Annotated in this window: 22 protein-coding genes; 3 read left to right on the top strand and 19 right to left on the bottom strand. The window is 42.2% G+C overall.

Annotated elements, in window-relative coordinates:
- The 15 genes from xseB to spoIIIAA form a co-directional block, all read right to left on the bottom strand.
- The gene (gene xseB / locus MKY20_RS10320; RefSeq protein ID WP_009332893.1) at window positions 1-234 is read right to left on the bottom strand and encodes an exodeoxyribonuclease VII small subunit; all 234 of its coding nucleotides are present in this window, start codon (window positions 232-234) and stop codon (window positions 1-3) included.
- Between the two features lie 5 nt (window positions 235-239).
- Window positions 240-1,580, bottom strand: a complete 1,341-nt coding sequence (gene xseA, locus MKY20_RS10315; RefSeq protein ID WP_019380193.1) for an exodeoxyribonuclease VII large subunit — start codon at window positions 1,578-1,580, stop codon at window positions 240-242.
- A gap of 362 nt (window positions 1,581-1,942) precedes the next feature.
- Entirely contained in the window at window positions 1,943-2,818 is an 876-nt protein-coding gene (gene folD, locus MKY20_RS10310) for a bifunctional methylenetetrahydrofolate dehydrogenase/methenyltetrahydrofolate cyclohydrolase FolD (RefSeq protein ID WP_009332895.1), read from the bottom strand.
- A 107-nt stretch (window positions 2,819-2,925) separates the two neighbouring features.
- A complete protein-coding gene (gene nusB, locus MKY20_RS10305) occupies window positions 2,926-3,315 on the bottom strand; it encodes a transcription antitermination factor NusB (RefSeq protein ID WP_019380192.1) in 390 nt (129 codons plus the stop codon).
- 278 nt (window positions 3,316-3,593) lie between these two features.
- Entirely contained in the window at window positions 3,594-4,001 is a 408-nt protein-coding gene (locus MKY20_RS10300) for an Asp23/Gls24 family envelope stress response protein (protein ID WP_009332897.1), read from the bottom strand.
- A 20-nt stretch (window positions 4,002-4,021) separates the two neighbouring features.
- Complete coding sequence (accC, locus tag MKY20_RS10295; RefSeq protein ID WP_009332898.1) at window positions 4,022-5,374, bottom strand: acetyl-CoA carboxylase biotin carboxylase subunit; 1,353 nt, start codon at window positions 5,372-5,374, stop codon at window positions 4,022-4,024.
- A gap of 13 nt (window positions 5,375-5,387) precedes the next feature.
- Window positions 5,388-5,894, bottom strand: coding sequence for an acetyl-CoA carboxylase biotin carboxyl carrier protein (accB, locus tag MKY20_RS10290; RefSeq protein WP_019380191.1), 507 nt, complete (start codon window positions 5,892-5,894; stop codon window positions 5,388-5,390).
- 378 nt (window positions 5,895-6,272) lie between these two features.
- The gene (locus MKY20_RS10285; RefSeq protein ID WP_009332900.1) at window positions 6,273-6,812 is read right to left on the bottom strand and encodes a SpoIIIAH-like family protein; all 540 of its coding nucleotides are present in this window, start codon (window positions 6,810-6,812) and stop codon (window positions 6,273-6,275) included.
- 3 nt (window positions 6,813-6,815) lie between these two features.
- Window positions 6,816-7,484: a stage III sporulation protein AG gene (spoIIIAG, locus tag MKY20_RS10280; protein WP_009332901.1), complete on the bottom strand. Its 669-nt coding sequence runs from the start codon at window positions 7,482-7,484 to the stop codon at window positions 6,816-6,818.
- Window positions 7,477-8,109, bottom strand: coding sequence for a stage III sporulation protein AF (gene spoIIIAF, locus MKY20_RS10275; RefSeq protein WP_009332902.1), 633 nt, complete (start codon window positions 8,107-8,109; stop codon window positions 7,477-7,479). The genes spoIIIAG and spoIIIAF overlap by 8 nt, the downstream gene beginning before the upstream one ends.
- Window positions 8,110-8,121: 12 nt before the next feature.
- On the bottom strand, window positions 8,122-9,321 hold the full coding sequence (gene spoIIIAE / locus MKY20_RS10270; RefSeq protein ID WP_019380190.1) for a stage III sporulation protein AE: 1,200 nt from the start codon (window positions 9,319-9,321) through the stop codon (window positions 8,122-8,124).
- A gap of 91 nt (window positions 9,322-9,412) precedes the next feature.
- Window positions 9,413-9,802 carry a stage III sporulation protein AD gene (spoIIIAD, locus tag MKY20_RS10265; protein ID WP_172581968.1) on the bottom strand — a complete coding sequence of 130 codons (390 nt, stop codon included), beginning with the start codon at window positions 9,800-9,802 and terminating at the stop codon, window positions 9,413-9,415.
- Between the two features lie 15 nt (window positions 9,803-9,817).
- Entirely contained in the window at window positions 9,818-10,024 is a 207-nt protein-coding gene (spoIIIAC, locus tag MKY20_RS10260; protein WP_009332905.1) for a stage III sporulation protein AC, read from the bottom strand.
- A 54-nt stretch (window positions 10,025-10,078) separates the two neighbouring features.
- Window positions 10,079-10,594, bottom strand: coding sequence for a stage III sporulation protein SpoIIIAB (gene spoIIIAB, locus MKY20_RS10255; RefSeq protein ID WP_009332906.1), 516 nt, complete (start codon window positions 10,592-10,594; stop codon window positions 10,079-10,081).
- Window positions 10,595-11,518 carry a stage III sporulation protein AA gene (gene spoIIIAA / locus MKY20_RS10250; RefSeq protein WP_019380189.1) on the bottom strand — a complete coding sequence of 308 codons (924 nt, stop codon included), beginning with the start codon at window positions 11,516-11,518 and terminating at the stop codon, window positions 10,595-10,597.
- A 191-nt stretch (window positions 11,519-11,709) separates the two neighbouring features.
- Between spoIIIAA and MKY20_RS10245 the strand changes: the two genes are divergently transcribed.
- The 3 genes from MKY20_RS10245 (at window position 11,710) to MKY20_RS10235 (ending at window position 14,105) form a co-directional block, all read left to right on the top strand.
- Window positions 11,710-13,092 carry an alkaline phosphatase gene (locus tag MKY20_RS10245; protein WP_251175083.1) on the top strand — a complete coding sequence of 461 codons (1,383 nt, stop codon included), beginning with the start codon at window positions 11,710-11,712 and terminating at the stop codon, window positions 13,090-13,092.
- A 73-nt stretch (window positions 13,093-13,165) separates the two neighbouring features.
- Window positions 13,166-13,852 carry an SIMPL domain-containing protein gene (locus MKY20_RS10240; RefSeq protein WP_019380187.1) on the top strand — a complete coding sequence of 229 codons (687 nt, stop codon included), beginning with the start codon at window positions 13,166-13,168 and terminating at the stop codon, window positions 13,850-13,852.
- An 85-nt stretch (window positions 13,853-13,937) separates the two neighbouring features.
- Complete coding sequence (locus tag MKY20_RS10235) at window positions 13,938-14,105, top strand: hypothetical protein (protein WP_009332910.1); 168 nt, start codon at window positions 13,938-13,940, stop codon at window positions 14,103-14,105.
- A gap of 35 nt (window positions 14,106-14,140) precedes the next feature.
- Here the strand turns inward: MKY20_RS10235 and efp are convergent, their stop codons facing one another.
- The 4 genes from efp to MKY20_RS10215 form a co-directional block, all read right to left on the bottom strand.
- Entirely contained in the window at window positions 14,141-14,698 is a 558-nt protein-coding gene (gene efp / locus MKY20_RS10230; protein WP_009332911.1) for an elongation factor P, read from the bottom strand.
- Between the two features lie 25 nt (window positions 14,699-14,723).
- Window positions 14,724-15,785, bottom strand: coding sequence for a M24 family metallopeptidase (locus tag MKY20_RS10225; RefSeq protein ID WP_009332912.1), 1,062 nt, complete (start codon window positions 15,783-15,785; stop codon window positions 14,724-14,726).
- 1 nt (window position 15,786) lies between these two features.
- Window positions 15,787-16,233, bottom strand: coding sequence for a type II 3-dehydroquinate dehydratase (gene aroQ / locus MKY20_RS10220; RefSeq protein ID WP_009332913.1), 447 nt, complete (start codon window positions 16,231-16,233; stop codon window positions 15,787-15,789).
- Between the two features lie 210 nt (window positions 16,234-16,443).
- On the bottom strand, window positions 16,444-16,974 hold the full coding sequence (locus tag MKY20_RS10215; RefSeq protein ID WP_009332914.1) for a YqhR family membrane protein: 531 nt from the start codon (window positions 16,972-16,974) through the stop codon (window positions 16,444-16,446).
- Window positions 16,975-17,032 lie beyond the last annotated feature (58 nt).

Below are 17,032 nucleotides of genomic sequence, written 5' to 3'. Positions count from 1 at the left end.
TTATTCCTCCTCCGGAATGGCAAAGTTCGATTTACGGCCATCCTCCGCCAGTATTTCCGTAAGCTGTGATTCTACATTTTTAAGCTTATCATGGCATAATTTTGAAAGCTCCATGCCTTTTTTATAAATATTAATAGCCTCTTCAAGGGGAACATCTCCCTCTTCAAGCTTTTCCACAATAACTTCAAGTTCTTCCATTGCTTGTTCAAATGAAAGTTGTTTTTCATCCGCCATGCCATTCACTCCTCAATATCCGTTACCTTGCATTCAATGCTTCCATCAGACACCTTCAATTTTATCATATCATCCGCTTTAACTTGGGACACGGTCTTTATCAGGGTTTCATTTTCTGTATAAGCAAGGCTATAGCCCCTATCCATAATTTTTAGCGGACTGAGCGCCTCGAGGGTTGAAATAACTCTCGCAAAGTCCTTTTCTTTTGCAGCCAGGATGTTTGTCATTGTTCTGTTTAAAAGTTTATGAAGCCGATCATTGTTTTCTTTCGCCTGATTCTTCAGCTGCCCTGGATGACTCCGAACCAGCCTTTTTTGCAGGGTTTCTGCCTGCTCAAGCTTTAAATCGTGCAGCCTTCTTGAACCTCTCATTAGCTGTTCGGTCACTTTATCCAGCTGTTCCATTTTTTGCTCATACAATTTTTGCGGGTATCGGAAAGCGTATGATTTCTGCACCCTTAGAAGCCTTTCATTTTGCAGTGCAACTTGTTCTTTCATCGCTCTTATCAGCCGTGATTGCCTGTTGAAAAGTCTTTCCGTCAAGTCATCGATATGCGGAACAGCCAATTCTGCAGCTCCCGTTGGGGTTGGGGCCCTTAAATCTGCAACAAAATCTGCTATTGTAAAATCCGTTTCATGGCCTACAGCTGAAATTATAGGTATTTCAGACTTAAATATTGCCCTTGCTACGGCTTCTTCATTAAAGGCCCAAAGCTCTTCAATGGAGCCTCCGCCCCGTCCGATGATTAAGACATCTGCATCCCTGGAGGTATTAGCTTCCGTTATCGCTTTCACAATTGAGGGAGCTGCCTGGTTCCCCTGAACAAGCGCAGGGTATATAAGTATGTTCGCAATTGGATAGCGCCTTTTGAGCGTTGTCAAAATATCTCTGATTGCAGCTCCAGTAGGGGATGTGATTATCGCAACTGTTTTTGGATAACGCGGTATATCTTTTTTATGCGCAGGTGAAAAGAATCCTTCTTTCTCAAGTTTTTCTTTAAGCTGTTCATAAGCCAGATAAAGTTCTCCTATCCCGTCGGGCTGCATTTCCTGTACGTATATTTGATATTGCCCGCTGGATTCATAAACGGATATGGCTCCGCGAACTAAGACTTTCATGCCATTTTCCGGCCTGAATTTCATTGTCCTCGCATTTCCTGCAAACATTACGGCTAAAATTCGGGCTTTCTCATCCTTTAAAGTGAAGTACATATGACCGCTTGAATGCTGTTTAAAGTTTGAGATTTCCCCCTTAACCAAAATATTTTGCAGATGAGGGTCGGCATCAAATTTTCGTTTTATGTATTTGGTCAGTGCGTTTACTGTCAGATACTGCTGTTCCTTCATAACAATCTCCTTTATGCTGAAGCTGCATTGCATCTCCTGCAGAGCAATAACGCAAGAAAAGCACAAGCGCCTTGCCCACCACTGATAAGCACAAGACGCGACTCATAGAAAGGCGTTCTTTGCCTTTTTGTGAGGCACGGCTTATGATCTCGAGGGGGTAGGCGCTCCTTCTAAAAGCTAGCGCTTTTATTCGTGCGATGATAAAGCTGTCGAAGCTTTCCTTGCGAAGCTGGACAGTTATCAAAGTTCAAGGTTATACTTTCCTATCTATCAAAAAAACTGTCCTTCCATTCTGCCTGCATGCTTTTTCCTGCATGACAGGTTTCCTAAATACAGGATAATGGAAATGGACAGATTTTGCATCAATGGCGGCCATTACTTTTAACTTTGCTTATGGAAAGCTTTGCTGCTTTTAGCGTATTATGCATTAACATGGTAATTGTCATCGGCCCCACTCCGCCTGGAACAGGAGTAATAAATCCTGCTTTGTGCTTCACTGCCTCGAAATCAACATCGCCGCAAAGCTTTCCTCCCTCATTTCGATTCATGCCGACATCTATCACGATTGCACCATTTTTAACGTGGTCTTTCGTGATTAATTTCGCTTTGCCTGCTGCTGCCACCAGTATATCCGCCCGCTTTGTATATTCCTTCAAATCAGCCGTTTTCGAATGGCAGTATGTGACAGTAGCGTCTTCATTGAGGAACAGCTGCCCGGCGGGCTTTCCTACAATGTTGCTTCTCCCAATAACCACTACATGCTTTCCGGAAATGTCTGTACCAATGCTATCCAGCATTTCAATTATCCCTGCGGGAGTACAGGGGATAAATGCATCCTGAGCTGTCATCATCCTGCCAATATTTATGGGATGAAACCCATCTACATCTTTGTCAGGAGATATGGCCTCGATGATGGCTTTTTCATTAATATGGCTTGGGAGCGGAAGCTGGACAAGGATTCCATGGATATCTTCACTTTCGTTTAACTCAGTGATTTTTCTGATAAGCTCTTGCTCACTGACGCTTTCGGGAAGTTCAATAAGCATAGAATTCATTCCCAGCTTATCGCATGTTTTCTGCTTGTTTTTCACATATGTCCTGGATGCCTGATTATTCCCTGCTAAAATAACGGCCAGGCCTGGCGTGATCCCTTCCGCCTTCAGCTTTTGAACTTCTGAACCGATATGATCCTGTTTCTTTCTTGCAATTTCTTTTCCATCTATTAATTCTGCAGCCATTTTCATCCCCCTATCAGGAACTCGGAAGCGCCTATGATAAGGACTGCCGGCTCGCTTGCATCTAAAAAGTGCCAGCACATCCAGTATGAGTCAGAACTCTATTATTTTTAAAGCTTTTCTTTTACCTTTGATAAAACACCATTAATAAACTTGCTTGATTGATCATCACCGTAAAGTTTGGCGATTTCAATAGCTTCATCGAGCACCACATTGGCCGGGACTTCCTCCGCTAAATACAGCAGCTCGTAAACGGATAAGCGCAGAAGATTGCGGTCTACAGTAGCAAGCCTCTCCAGTGTCCATTTTTCAAGAAATCCTTTGATTTTGCCATCAATTGTTTCTTTATGCTGCAGGACACCCGATACTAGTTTGTTTAGGTACTCATCGCTTTTTTCACCCTCTAAAACATGTTCGATGGCGGTCTCCGGTTCTGCCTGGCTTACATCAATTTGAAATAAAGCCTGCAATGCTTTTTCTCTGGCTGTTCTTCTCTTCATCTTTATAAAACCCCTTTATGGCTTAACATAGTAATTTTTCATTTTTGAGCATTTGCACGTCCAAAAATTGCATAAGAAGATAATAGCATAAGTAAGGAATCTTCGCACTACAACAAGAGCATTATGTTTGGACAGAAACATGATTTCAGGCTGGAAACTTATAAATTTAATTTTCCCTTTAAAAACTCCTTTATTACGTCTTAAGGAGTGAATGATGAAGGAGACTGAACCATGAGAAAAGCCAAAGACGAATTCTATGTCTTTGGCTTGATGGTGGGTTACATTTCCTGTTCGTATTCAACCTCATGCTTTTGGTTTTCAAACATGATTCCTACTACGTGGATGTTTACTTCCTGGGCGTCAAGGGCTGTCATATTCAGGAGGGCCTGACGGATGTTATCCTGAATTTTTTGGGCAACGCTTGGAATGGAGACGCCGAATTTCATCAGACAATATACATCAACTTTGATGCCTTCTTCTGTTAATTCGACTTTTACGCCTTTGCCATGGTTCTTCTTACCGAGCCTTTCAACCACTCCTGTAGCAAAGTTTCCGCGCATTTGCGCTACGCCTTCTACTTCCGAAGCAGCAATGCCGGCAATAACCTCAATAACTTCCGGTGCAATTTCCACCTTGCCAAGGCCAGAATTTTCAGGGCTCATTTCGAGAATATTATTTTCGCTCATTTTAGCACCTCCACAAGTCTTTAAGAATTCATTACATCATGCAATTCAAGAAATTTCGTATTAAACTGCCCTTCCACAAAGTTTTCGTGGCTTAGGAGCTTGAGGTGGAATGGGATTGTTGTATGTACCCCTTCCACTACAAATTCACTTAATGCCCGTTTCATTCGGGAAATGGCTTCTTCTCTAGTATTGCCGTAAGTGATCACTTTTGCAATCATTGAATCGTAATATGGAGGAATCATATAGCCAGGGTAGGCAGCAGAGTCCACTCTGACACCCAGCCCGCCAGGAGGCAGGTACATATTGATCTTTCCTGCTGATGGCATAAAGTTCTTCTCAGGGTTTTCCGCATTAATTCTGCATTCGATCGACCAGCCGCTAAAAGTAACATCACTCTGTGTGAAATTAAGCTTTTCACCTGAAGCAACCTTAATTTGCTCCTTGATTAAATCGACCCCTGTAACCATTTCTGTAACTGGATGCTCCACTTGAATACGCGTGTTCATTTCCATGAAATAGAATTTGCGATTTTGATAATCGTATATAAATTCTATCGTGCCAGCGCCTGTATAATCAACCGCTTTTGCTGCTTTAACAGCTGCATTTCCCATTTCTTCGCGTGTTTCCCCGTCAAGGGCAGGTGAAGGCGTTTCCTCCAGCAGCTTTTGCAGACGCCTTTGAATGGAGCAATCCCTTTCTCCCAGATGAACGGTGTTCCCGTAATTATCTGCAAGAACCTGGATCTCCACATGGCGGAAGTCCTCAATATATTTTTCAATATAAACGCCAGGATTTCCGAAAGCCGTTAGTGCTTCCTGCTGAGTGATCGTAATTCCTTTAATAAGCTCTTGCTCAGTACGGGCTACACGGATTCCTTTCCCGCCTCCGCCGGCAGTCGCTTTAATAATTACCGGATATTCAATCTTTTCAGCAAGCTGAATAGCATCTTCTGTATCCTTTATGATTCCGTTGGAGCCAGGAACAATCGGTACTCCTGCTTCCTTCATGGTTTCCCTTGCAATATCCTTTGTGCCCATTTTGCTGATGGCTTCTGGAGTCGGGCCGACAAAGATAATATTGCATTCTCTGCACAGTTCAGCAAAGTCCGCATTTTCAGCAAGGAATCCATAACCTGGATGGATCGCGTCACAGCCTGTAAGCTTAGCGACACTAATTATATTGGTGAAATTCAAATAGCTGTCCTTTGACGCTGTTGGGCCAATGCAGTAAGCCTCATCGGCCAGCTGAACATGGAGTGCTTCCCTGTCAGCTTCTGAAAATACAGCTACAGATTCTATCCCCATCTCGCGGGCTGCCCTAATGATGCGCACCGCTATTTCTCCTCTGTTGGCAATCAAGAGTTTTTTGATCATCTGTAACCGCTCCTTATTCAGGCTTTACTAAAAATAGTGGCTGGCCATATTCTACTAACTGGCCATCCTTTACAAGCACTTCTACAATTTCGCCATTAACTTCTGCTTCAATTTCATTAAATAACTTCATTGCTTCTACAATGCAGACAATGGAATCTTTTGTAACCTTGGAGCCGGCTTTTACATAAGCATCGGCATCAGGTGAAGATGATTGATAAAAGGTCCCTACCATTGGTGAAACAATCTTATGTAAATCTTCCGCGGCATCAGCCTGTGGTGCCGGCACTTGCGCTGGCGCTTCTGCTTTTGGCTCTTCCACTTTTACAGCAGCTGGCTGGACTGGCTGCGGAGCAGGAGCTATCGCTTGAACAGCTGCCGGCTGAACTTGCTGAACAACGGCTGCTTCATTGCCCTTTTTCTTCATCTTAATTTTTGAACCTTCATGCTCATATACAAATTCATCAATATTTGACTGATCAACTAATTTAATCAGTTCACGGATTTCTTGTACTTTTAACATTTTGGCACCCCTTGTTTTCTCACTGCATGACAATCCCTTTAATCCGTATTTATCCTTTTGATGCAAAGAATTAGAACATACGGCAGGAATGTTCTGCATGATTTAATTATGACTAGATACTAATATCATACGATAAGACCTTATAAAACTTCAACATCCTATTATGTACTGGATAATAATTTCTCTATCCATCCTGTGTTCCATTTTAATATTTTTCTAATTTTTTGTGAAATATTTAAGGATTTTACATGAAATTCAGCCAGATTTCTATAGTAAACAGGACTTTTATATTATGCACTTATATGAAAAAGTTACCAAACATAAAATAAAATTATAAAAGGGAGCCCGCAGGAATTATGCAGGCTCCCTCTATATTATTTACTTTTCAACCTGGAACTCAACGGCGACTGCCTCAAGCTGTCCAATTTCGTTCCTTACTTCCTGAATGATATTGTTTGCAGCAGAAGCTGAATGATCTTTTGCTTTAACCGTAATTTGAACCTTCTTGCCGTCAGCACGGACAAGTACATCTTCATAATCCATCGCTCTGATTAATGTTTCAAGCATCGCTTCTTTTTGGGCGATTTCATTTAATTCATCAATTTGATCTTTTGCCTTCATTCTTTCTTCAGCCGGAAGATCTGTTTGCCCAAGAACTGACGTAAGGTCTTCCTTCATGCGGCTGCGCTCATCGTCAAGCTGAAGGCGCAAAGTTTCAAACATTTCATCACTGGCAGTGTTTGTAATAATCGCCTTGCCATCTTCACTTTCAACTGATTCCATTTCACCCTTTGCCTTCTCTTCCATAGCAGCCAGGTCACTGCCTTTTTGCTCCGGAGATGTTACATAATATACGGATAATACAACCACCAAACTTAGCATTGTTAAAAGCCAGACTGTTTGTTTCTTTAAAAGCATCTATTATTCCCCCTTTGTTTTTTTAGGCATTACGGATACTCTATGACTTGGGACATCGAGTGCCCTTGTTACTGCCTCAATAATCCATTTTTTCACTTGTATATTTTCTGCCCCTTTTGCCACGACCAGCACTCCCCTTATTTCAGGTTTCTTGGTTTCTATGACAATCGGAACCTCTTTTTCTCCATTTCGGACGATCACAAGCTGTTCTTCCTGTGACTGATCCTCAACCTTCCTTTTGCCGCCTTCCCGATCAGTTTCATCGGTTTTCTGTGTTTGGGTCGTTTTATTTTTTTCAAGGACTTTCTTCTCTGTGGCATCCACATTTACCACAACTGTTGCATCTTCAACCCCTACGATTGCATCAAGGGCCTCTTTTATTTGAGCTTCGTATGCCTTTTCATAATTGGAGATTGTATCATTTCCTCCGGATTTCTGCTGGCCGAATACCGGCACCTCTTCTTTCTGCTTCGCTTCTTCCCCATTTTTAAAAACGGACAAATCCTCGGTGGAGCTGTCTTCTTGAAACAGTGTATTGCTGATCAGCATGATCGCTGCTCCAAAAAGGAGAACTAGAAGCAAATAATGGAATTTCCCAGGCTTCTTGTCAGACTGCCCGTCTTTGGAAATTATCTTTTTTATCCACGTGAAAGGTCCTTTTTCATTATCCATCCTTATCCATATTCCCCCCTTCTGCCAGAACTTCGATTGAGTTTGCGTCTACATTCCACTTTTGTGCGAGAAAAGAAGCGATTCCTTTTGTGTCTTCATGATCGGGTCCGCTGGATGGAAGAGGTTCCCCGGTATTGATATCCACTGTTTTAACCACTTCTACAGCTTCTGCTTCTGCATCTTCTGCTTTAAGTTGGATCATGACCTTTTGCAGGTTATCCGGGAAGGCTTGATCACTGCTTTCATCTACTAAAATATCAATGTTGGCAATTTCCAGACCGTACTGTTCCATCAACTCCTCTTCTGCGTCCTTTTCCATTTGGACAGCCATTTGTTCTAAAATATATGCATCACTTGAGGCTTGTATTTCTTTTTTCTTCATTTCTATTAAATTTTCCATGTTTTTTTCACCAGATGCCTCAAAAACTGGCACTGAAACAAGAGCCTCTTCAAAATCACTTGATATAATTCTTAAAATCGGTGTAAGAATAATCGCAATCAGCAGCAGCCCTGTCACCATTTTTGTGTATTTCTGAAGCTTTGAATTGGGGAGGAGCATATCTATGACAGTGGCAAGCAGAACAAATAATATGATGTTCGTTACCCATTCTTTTATGAAATCCACTTCATTCCCTCCCTACCTGACCATCATGGTCAAATTACCGGCTGCTATAATAACCGTAATACTAAGGAAAAACATCAGGGAGACGATGGCCAGAGCGGCAAAAACATAGATGATGCTTTTGCTGATTATATCCAGGCAGGATATGATCGGCCCTCCCCCCAGCGGCTGTAAAATGGCAGCCGCGAATTTATATATAAACGCAATCATTAAAATCTTGATTGCAGGAAAAGCTGCGATAATAAGGAGAATGGCGACTCCTGCTATCCCAACAGTATTTTTCAATAGCACCGAAGCGCTAATGACTGTATCGGTCGCATCTGTAAACATCCTCCCAATGACTGGAATGAAATTTCCAGTAATAAATTTCGCTGTACGTATGGTAATTCCATCGGTAACCGCCGCTGAGGCTCCCTGAACTGAAATGACTCCTAAAAAGACTGTCAGGAACATGCCGAGAAGTCCTATGCTCCAATTCCGCAGCAGATTGGCAAGCTGGGTTACCTTGTAATGCTCTGACAATGTACTGACGATGCTTAACAGAGCGGATAAGAATAAGAGTGGAAGGATGATATACTGGATAAATAGTCCGCTGACATTCATCAGAAATAAAATCACCGGGTGGAAAAAAGCAGCGGATACCACACCTCCCGAAGAAGCAATCAGTGCAAGCAGCAGCGGTATTAGAGCCATTATGAATGACACCATGGTTGAAATGGTTTCCTGTGTATAAGTGATCGCAACATGAAAGCTATTCAGTGCAATAATTATTAAAACCATGAAAACGATTGAATAGGCCGCTTTACTGACAGTGCTTTTTTCAAATGAATTCTGCAGGGACTGGAGGAACATGCTAAATACCGTCAGCAATATTAAGGTTCCAAGCAGTTTTCCATTTACAATAAACTCATGGAACACAAACTTCATTGCGCCGGCAGCCCACTCTTTTAGTGAGAATTCTTTTTCTCCCTTTATAAATTCATAAAGGCTCCCCTTTTGGCTTTCAGGCAAAAAGCCTCCATACTCTGTTGTGATTTCTTCCCAAAACCCTTTCAATTCATTAAGATCTAACTTCTCCACCTGTGATTCCACTAAATCCTGGGGGGATATCGTTTCCTCTGCTTCGCCGGTCTTAGGTGAGGCTTGTACAATTGGTGCCAGGAAAAAGAATAGAATTAAGCTTAACCATAACGTTTTCTGCATCCTTTGCTTCATTTTTTTCACCTCTTTTAAAAGACCCTGTCTAATGCCCGCAATATGTGCTTGTCCATTCCGGCGCCCAGCCTATTCAGCAGGCCGGCATAAGCTAGCTCGGAATCATGCGAATGATGGTTTCGATTAATACAGTAAGGATCGGGATAGCCATGGCGAGGATAAGTATTTTCCCGCCCATTTCAATTTTTGCTGCAATGGCCCCCTGACCTGCATCTTTCGTGATCTGGGCTGCAAATTCAGCAATATAGGCTATTCCGATTATCTTTAAAATGGTTTCAACATATACGATATTCACCTTTGCATTGACGGCAATCTTTTCAATCATATGGATAATGGCATAAATTTGGTCTACCAGAAAAAGAAAGATGGCACAGCCGACAAAAACAATCAGCAAAAAAGCAAAATTGGGTTTTTGCTCCTTAACAATCAGCGCCAGGAAAGTGGCTACAAGCGAAAATCCGACTATCTGCAGAATTTCAATGGCTGAGCCCCCCTTTTAACCCTGAAACAAAAAAACAGATTTTATTTTTTGGAATAGGTTATCTACAATGGAAGCAACCATGAACAAGATATATATAAATCCGAACAGCGTCACCCATTGTGCGTATTCCTTTTTGCCCACCTGATCAAGAATAGTATGCAAAAAGGCTACAACAATTCCGACACCTGCAATCTTAAATATGATATCTACCTCTAGGCCCATCTTTTCTCCCCCTAAGCTCTGATCAGCGTCCGGCATTCAGGCTGCCGGCGTTTCCTACATTAGTAAAATGATTAAGAGCAATCCGGATAAAAAACCCAGACTTTTGACCATTCTCTCGTATTTCACTTGTCTGTCATGTGCATCTGCTTCTTCACGTTCCAGGTGGGAAAGGGTCAGCATAATCTGCTTTTGCTGGGAAAGACGGTCATGTCTTCCAAGTGTTTCGCCAAATTGCTTCATAATCTCGAATTCCCCTTGTTTAAAAGCCGTCATTTTCCATATTTCCTTCAAACTTTCTTCCCAGGCGTCCTTAACGGTCGTCTCGGAATCAGTCAATTTCTTTGCAAAGGATTCAAAGAACCAGGATAATGGCTTGGAAAGCTGGGCAGAAAGTCTTCTGGCTGCTTCATGAAGTGGCGTATGTCCATACATAATTTCAGCCTCCAGGGACTGCAGTGCCGATTTAAGCTGGCGAAGCTGGCGCGGCCGTTCGGTCAGATGCCTCGAAGCTTCAAATCCTGCCCACGTTGTAGCAACGATGATCAAAACAGCTCCAATAACCTTCATCATTTACATCACGCCCGCTTTATGAGGATATCCCGCACTGTCTGAGTTTCTAATGCACACAATGCTGCCTGGCCCTTCTTTCCTGCCCAGTTCAATAAATCGCTGAAAAATGCCCATTTCCAATATGGCTTTTAAAGTGGGGCGCTTCTTAATTTCTTCCAGTGAATTCCCATGTGTAGTCATTATCAGCTTTATTCCGGCATTTACAGCCTCCATTATGGCCTCTGCATCTTCATGCCTGCCAATTTCATCAACAACCAGAACCTCGGGGCTCATGGAACGAATCATCATCATCATGCCTTCAGCTTTTGGACAGGCATCAAGGACATCAATTCTATTCCCAAATGTCATTTGCGGAATCCCGTTCACACATCCTGCTATTTCGGAGCGTTCATCCACAATCCCAACCTTGCTGGCAGGAAAGTCATTATTTGGATCACCAGATGAAATGATTCTTGCAATGTCGCGCAGTAAGGTGGTTTTACCAGTCTGCGGCGGACCAATAATCATGGTATGCAGCCACCCATCCCTGTAAATTCTGGGAATCAGATTCTGGGCAATGCCAATTTTCTCCCTGGCAATTCTTATGTTAAAAGAGGAAATATCCCTGATTGCCTTAACCTTCCCTTGTTCAAGAATGACCTTCCCTGCTAGTCCTACCCTATGGCCGCCTTCAATCGTGATATAACCTCTCTTCAGTTCTTCCTCCAGTGTGTAAATGGAAAAATGGCTTATTTTATTCAGCAAATGCACAGCATCCTCTGACTCAACTATATATGGGAGATAATGCGGCATCCCCCTTGCTGTCAGCTCAATGGGTCTGGAAATACGGACCCTGATTTCCTCCAGATCCTCTAAGATTTGCGGAGGGATTCTCTGTATTTGTTCGGCAATTTTTTTCGGCAAAAAGGCTATAATCGTTTCCATGTCTGCTCCTCCATTCATCATCTGATTTCGGACTAGCTTCTCATTATTTAAAATGTATGCCTGAGGCAAAACAATATGACTTAGATTTGCAAGCTTCATAATTATTTAGGACAAGCTTTTTGCTGAGTAAAAAAAATCTTTTTTTCAAAAAATAATCCAATAAGAACATTGAAAAAGGCTGGTGTCAATTTATGAAAGCTAAATGCACTTACATTCTGGTTATTTTTCTTCTTTTAGTCCTTGGCATCTTCCCTTCAGAAGGAATGGCTCTTCAGGGAAATACAAAAGGACCGCAAAATGTCATTCTTATGATTGGAGATGGAATGGGAATAGGCCAGATTGAGATTGCAAGAAAACTGGAATATGGAAAGGATGGGCGGCTGTTCCTGGAATCTCTCCCCCACACGGCATTGGTGCATACCGAATCTGCCAATAATTTCGTTACAGACTCAGCTGCCGGTGGTACTGCACTTGCAATTGGAAAAAAGACGAATAATGAAATGATTGGAGTTACTCCTGATGGCAAGGAAATAGACAGCATTCTGGATTTATTCAAGAAAAACGGAAAGAAGGCGGGGGTTATCTCTACCAATACAATTACAGATGCAACACCTGCCGCCTTTACAGCAAGTGTTTCAAACAGATGGTCCGGACAGGAGGAAATTGCACGCCAGCAGCTGAATAATGAGGTCGATGTGTTAATGGGAGGCGGGAGAGCCTATTTCGGCCCGGATAAGCAAAATGGGAAGGATTTAATTAACGAGGCCAGGCTGAAAGGGTATGACTATGCAGCCAATCGGGAGGAAATGCAGAATGCCAAAGGGGGAAAGCTTCTCGGATTGTTCAATAATGGATATATGAACTTTAAACTGGACCGTCCTCTAAAAAACAGCAAAGAACCAAGCTTAAAAGAGATGACTGAAAAAGCGATCAGTGTACTTTCAAAAGGAAAACAGGGATTTTTTCTTATGGCAGAAGGCGCAAGGATTGACCATGCTTCTCACGCAGGCGATATTACAAGCATCTGGAAAGAAACCATTGAATTTGATGAAGCTGTAAAATATGCAGTTGAATGGGCAAAAAAGGACAAAGAAACACTGGTATTGGTTGCCGCTGATCATGAAACAATGGGGATATCAGCATCAGAACCGCTGGATATACAGCAGTTAAAAGAAATCAAGGCGACGCCGCAGTATATGGTCAGCCAATTTGCAAAAGGTGAAAACAGAGGTACTTACCGGTCAGAAAGCGTGAAGGATGTTTTAAAAAAGTATGCAAATATTGATTTAACCGAGCAGGAAATTAAAGCATTTAATGGCAAGCTGATGACCACAGACAGCCAAGTTTATCCTCAATATATAGCAGCATGGGAAATAGGAAGCCTGATTGCAGAAAAGTATCATGGGGGCATTTTAACAAATAAAGTAAGATCTCTCAGCTCAACCGGAGGACATACAGGCAATATGATCCCTTTATTTGCTTATGGCAATGGAAGCGAAACTTTTACAGGAGTGATGGAGAATACAGATATCCCAAAGAGAATTGCGGAGCTGATGAATTACAGCTGGGATTAATTATGTAGCATTTTCTCTCTTTCCCCGGCGTAATTCTAGAATGATACCTCAATGAAAGCGGGGAATGAAATTCATGTATTATTATCAGCCCTTTGTCCGCAATTCTGTACAAACAGGTAGCCATTCCAGATCAAACAGAAATATTTTAAGGGTTTCAGGTGAGGGAAAGCTAGCTGTACAGCCTGACCAGGCTAACATAAAACTGGGAGTTTTAACAGAAGACAAGGAGCTTCTGAAGGCACAGGAACAGAATGCAGATGCCATTTCAAGTGTCAAAAAGGCTCTTAATGCTATTGGAATAACAGATCAGCAGATTAAAACGTCCGATTTCACCATTTTTCCGCAATACGATTTTGTGGATGGCAAGCAAATTTTCCGCGGATACAGGGTCGAGCATATACTAGGCATTACTGTCGATGAGATAGAAAATACGGGACTCGTTGTGGATACAGCAGTGAATAATGGTGCAAACACTATCAGAGGAATTCATTTTGAAGCTGAAAACCAGTCTGAATTGTACCGGCAGGCATTAAGTCTGGCCGTTATGGATGCTTACAAAAAGGCAGAAACAATTGCCTCTGCACTAAGAGTACAATTAATCAGCACCCCGCTATCCGTTGCGGAAGGAACTTTAGGCATGGAGCAGCCTATTTCGTTTCAATCCTCCACTTTTGTGAAAAGTGCCGTCAGTACACCTATCCAGCCGGGAACCATAGACATAGAAAGCCAAATCACAGCAGAGTTCACATATTATAGTTAAAAGATCTTCGTCTTATAATCTTGAGGATAAAGCTAATACTAATAATGTCTCACTTAGTAACTTCCCAGAGAAATGAGGTTTAAGGATGAATGAGAACTTAGGTGAATTTTTAAAATACCAGAAAAAAGGCGACAGGGCTTATCTTGGCGGAACACGCGATAACAGAAATGCTCCTGCATCTGACCCTGATTATAATAATCGCAATGATACTGACATATCCCCTGGAGCTGAAGGCAGGAAATATAAAGGATAAAAAAAATCCCGAGAAATCGGGATTTTTTTTTCAAATTATGCACGAGACACGTAGGAACCATCAGTTGTATTGATGATCAGCTTATCCCCTTCATTGACAAAGAAAGGAACTTGTACAGTCAGGCCTGTTTCAAGTGTAGCAGGTTTCGTTCCGCCGGAAGCAGTATCCCCTTTAATGCCTGGTTCTGTTTCAGTCACTGTAAGTTCAACAGAGTTAGGAAGCTCGATTCCAAGAGACTCTCCCTGGTAAAGCATAATAGCAACTTCCATGTTTTCTTTTAGAAACTTTAATTCGTACTCAATTGCAGATGCAGGCAGCTCGATTTGCTCATAAGACTCATTGTCCATGAAAACATGCTGATCTCCATTTGCATAAAGGTATTGCATTTTGCGGTTATCAATTTGTGCCTTCCCTACTTTTTCACCTGCGCGGAAGGTTTTTTCCTGAATGGCACCTGTACGGAGGTTGCGCAATTTGGAACGTACAAATGCCGCTCCTTTTCCAGGTTTAACGTGCTGGAAATCCATTACACGCCAAATGCCGTTATCAACTTCAATCGTCAATCCCGTACGAAAATCGTTTACAGAAATCATGAGTTTGTCCTCCTATTGTGTACAATTAAAGAATGATCAATTCTTTAGTAGAATGAGTAAGCGTTTCGTTGTGATCCTTTGTAATGACTGTATCGTCCTCAATGCGGACACCGCCAAGGCCCGGTATGTAAATGCCCGGCTCCACCGTTACAACCATTCCAGGTTCAAGGATAACATCAGACTTAAATGACAATGCAGGCCCTTCATGCACTTCAAGCCCGATGCCATGTCCGGTAGAATGGCCAAAATACTCGCCATAGCCTTTACCAGAAATATAATCACGAGTTAAGGCATCTGCTTCTTTGCCGCTCATTCCCGGTTTGATGCCTTCCATCCCCCGCTCCTGAGCTTCCTGCACGATTGTATAGATTTCTTTCAGCTTATCTTCAGGTTCTCCAACAGCAACCGTGCGGGTAATATCTGAAACATAGCCCTTATAATAAGCGCCGAAGTCCAGTGTGACAAAATCGCCTTTTTCGATAACCTTATCACTGGCGACTCCATGCGGAAGTGCTGAACGGTATCCGGATGCTACGATAATATCAAACGATGATGAAACTGCACCCGCTTTTCTCATAAAAAATTCTAATTCATTCGAAACTTCCAGTTCAGTAATTCCCGGCCGAATGACATCAAGAATATGTTTAAACGCAGCATCTGCAATGTCAGCTGCCACCTTTATTATCTTAATCTCTGATTCGGTCTTTATCAAGCGTAACTTTTCAATTGTGTCAGAAACAGGGACAAGTTCAGCGTTAACAGCTTTTTCATAAGCCTTATAGGAAGAAAAAGTTAGATGATTCTCTTCAAAGCCAAGCTTTTTGATCCCAAGCTGTTCAGCCTGTTTGGCAACTTCTTCAGGAATTGCACCAGTATGCTTTACAATTTCATACCCTTCACACTGTTTAGCTGCCTGTTCCGTGTAGCGGAAATCGGTTATGAAGATTGCTTTATCCGCACTGATTAATACGACGCCGGCTGAACCGGTAAAGCCAGTCATATAGCGGCGATTGTAACTGCTGGTAATCAGCATTCCATCTATCCCAGACTCTGTAAAGCGTTCGCGTAATTTTTGTATTTTCTCCATCTTATCCTCTCCCCTTTTGAATATCCAATAATGCATGAAAAGCAAGTTCATATCCTTTAAAGCCCAGGCCAACTATTTGCCCTATTGCAGCAGGTGCAATGACAGAAGTATGCCTGAATTCTTCTCTGGCATGAACATTAGAAATATGTACTTCGATCAAAGGAACCTGGATTCCTGCAACAGCATCCCTGATCGCATAACTATAATGGGTAAATGCCCCGGGATTGAAAATAATACCCTGTGTGCCATCTTCATTGGCGGAGTGAAGCTTGTCAATGAGTTCCCCTTCATGATTTGACTGAAAACAGGACACTTCTGTCTCAAACGAAGCACCCAATGCTTTCATATTTTGCTCCAGCTGATCAAGCGTTTCTTTTCCATAAACACCTGGTTCCCTTTTGCCGAGCAGATTTAAATTCGGCCCATTTAACAGGAGTATTTTCCCCATGTTCAACCCCCTTTAACATAGTTGCTGACGGGCTTCTCTTTCTATTCAAGTCATTTCCCTGACAGCATCGAAAAAGAATGCCCATTAAGAACATTCTATCATAAAGCAAAATTTCATACAGTTCTGATGTATAGCGCTTTTCGCATAATTTTTCATCACTTAACAGCAATCATGCACAAAGATAAAACATTCGTCATTATGCTTTGTTCATCAAGTTAAATCCGGATCTGTGCGGGTCTTTTTTTCATCTTCAGTCTTGCCTCTGATTTCTTGGGCTTCATATGAAATGGAATACCCTACGAAAACGCCAAATAATATATAGAAACAGATCGATGTGATAATTGTATTCCGCTCAAGATCCCAAAACGGGCTGATTCCAGGAAAGATTGGGTTGAGTATAAAAAATACCAGTAAAAAAAGGGCAACTCCATAGCCAGCCCCCACGAAAATACTTTGAAATTTCCGCAGCGCTGCATAATAAATTAAGGCCGCCACAATTGATATTCCTCCAATAAAGAGAATTGAGATCAATGTTCCCAGCCAGCCCTCTTTCCAGGCACCAATCGTCCAGGGTTCGAGAATGACATTAGGGCGAATTTCGGTAAAATTAAACACGTATGCCAGATAGGCCAGGCCGCTCCAAAGAATGCCTCCAACCAGTCCGGTAATGACCACCATTGCCATAAAAGACATTGGTTTTTCCCTTTGATCCTGTTCCAAGCGCTCCTTTTCTTCTGCCACTTTGCGCCACCTCCTTTTCCTATTATGTCCACACGCATTTATTCCATTGCACCAGATT

It is taken from the genome of Cytobacillus sp. FSL W8-0315 (genome assembly GCF_038002905.1).
Lineage (GTDB): Bacteria > Bacillota > Bacilli > Bacillales > Cytobacillaceae > Cytobacillus > Cytobacillus pseudoceanisediminis.
This window is presented reverse-complemented; position numbering and strand designations above follow the sequence as displayed.

Excerpts from the sequence above, each read along its gene's own strand:
- spoIIIAC (WP_009332905.1), bottom strand. The coding sequence starts at position 10,024 with ATGGGCCTAGAGGTAGATATCATATTTAAGATTGCAGGTGTCGGAATT.
- spoIIIAA (WP_019380189.1), bottom strand. The coding sequence starts at position 11,518 with ATGGAAACGATTATAGCCTTTTTGCCGAAAAAAATTGCCGAACAAATA.
- MKY20_RS10245 (WP_251175083.1), top strand. The coding sequence starts at position 11,710 with ATGAAAGCTAAATGCACTTACATTCTGGTTATTTTTCTTCTTTTAGTC.
- MKY20_RS10225 (WP_009332912.1), bottom strand. The coding sequence starts at position 15,785 with ATGGAGAAAATACAAAAATTACGCGAACGCTTTACAGAGTCTGGGATA.
- aroQ (WP_009332913.1), bottom strand. The coding sequence starts at position 16,233 with ATGGGGAAAATACTCCTGTTAAATGGGCCGAATTTAAATCTGCTCGGC.
- spoIIIAE (WP_019380190.1), bottom strand. The coding sequence starts at position 9,321 with ATGAAGCAAAGGATGCAGAAAACGTTATGGTTAAGCTTAATTCTATTC.
- MKY20_RS10235 (WP_009332910.1), top strand. The coding sequence starts at position 13,938 with ATGAATGAGAACTTAGGTGAATTTTTAAAATACCAGAAAAAAGGCGAC.
- spoIIIAG (WP_009332901.1), bottom strand. The coding sequence starts at position 7,484 with ATGGATAATGAAAAAGGACCTTTCACGTGGATAAAAAAGATAATTTCC.
- accB (WP_019380191.1), bottom strand. The coding sequence starts at position 5,894 with ATGTTAAAAGTACAAGAAATCCGTGAACTGATTAAATTAGTTGATCAG.
- folD (WP_009332895.1), bottom strand. The coding sequence starts at position 2,818 with ATGGCTGCAGAATTAATAGATGGAAAAGAAATTGCAAGAAAGAAACAG.
- nusB (WP_019380192.1), bottom strand. The coding sequence starts at position 3,315 with ATGAAGAGAAGAACAGCCAGAGAAAAAGCATTGCAGGCTTTATTTCAA.
- efp (WP_009332911.1), bottom strand. The coding sequence starts at position 14,698 with ATGATTTCTGTAAACGATTTTCGTACGGGATTGACGATTGAAGTTGAT.
- xseB (WP_009332893.1), bottom strand. The coding sequence starts at position 234 with ATGGCGGATGAAAAACAACTTTCATTTGAACAAGCAATGGAAGAACTT.
- MKY20_RS10285 (WP_009332900.1), bottom strand. The coding sequence starts at position 6,812 with ATGCTTTTAAAGAAACAAACAGTCTGGCTTTTAACAATGCTAAGTTTG.
- MKY20_RS10300 (WP_009332897.1), bottom strand. The coding sequence starts at position 4,001 with ATGAGCGAAAATAATATTCTCGAAATGAGCCCTGAAAATTCTGGCCTT.
- MKY20_RS10240 (WP_019380187.1), top strand. The coding sequence starts at position 13,166 with ATGTATTATTATCAGCCCTTTGTCCGCAATTCTGTACAAACAGGTAGC.
- spoIIIAB (WP_009332906.1), bottom strand. The coding sequence starts at position 10,594 with ATGATGAAGGTTATTGGAGCTGTTTTGATCATCGTTGCTACAACGTGG.
- accC (WP_009332898.1), bottom strand. The coding sequence starts at position 5,374 with ATGATCAAAAAACTCTTGATTGCCAACAGAGGAGAAATAGCGGTGCGC.
- xseA (WP_019380193.1), bottom strand. The coding sequence starts at position 1,580 with ATGAAGGAACAGCAGTATCTGACAGTAAACGCACTGACCAAATACATA.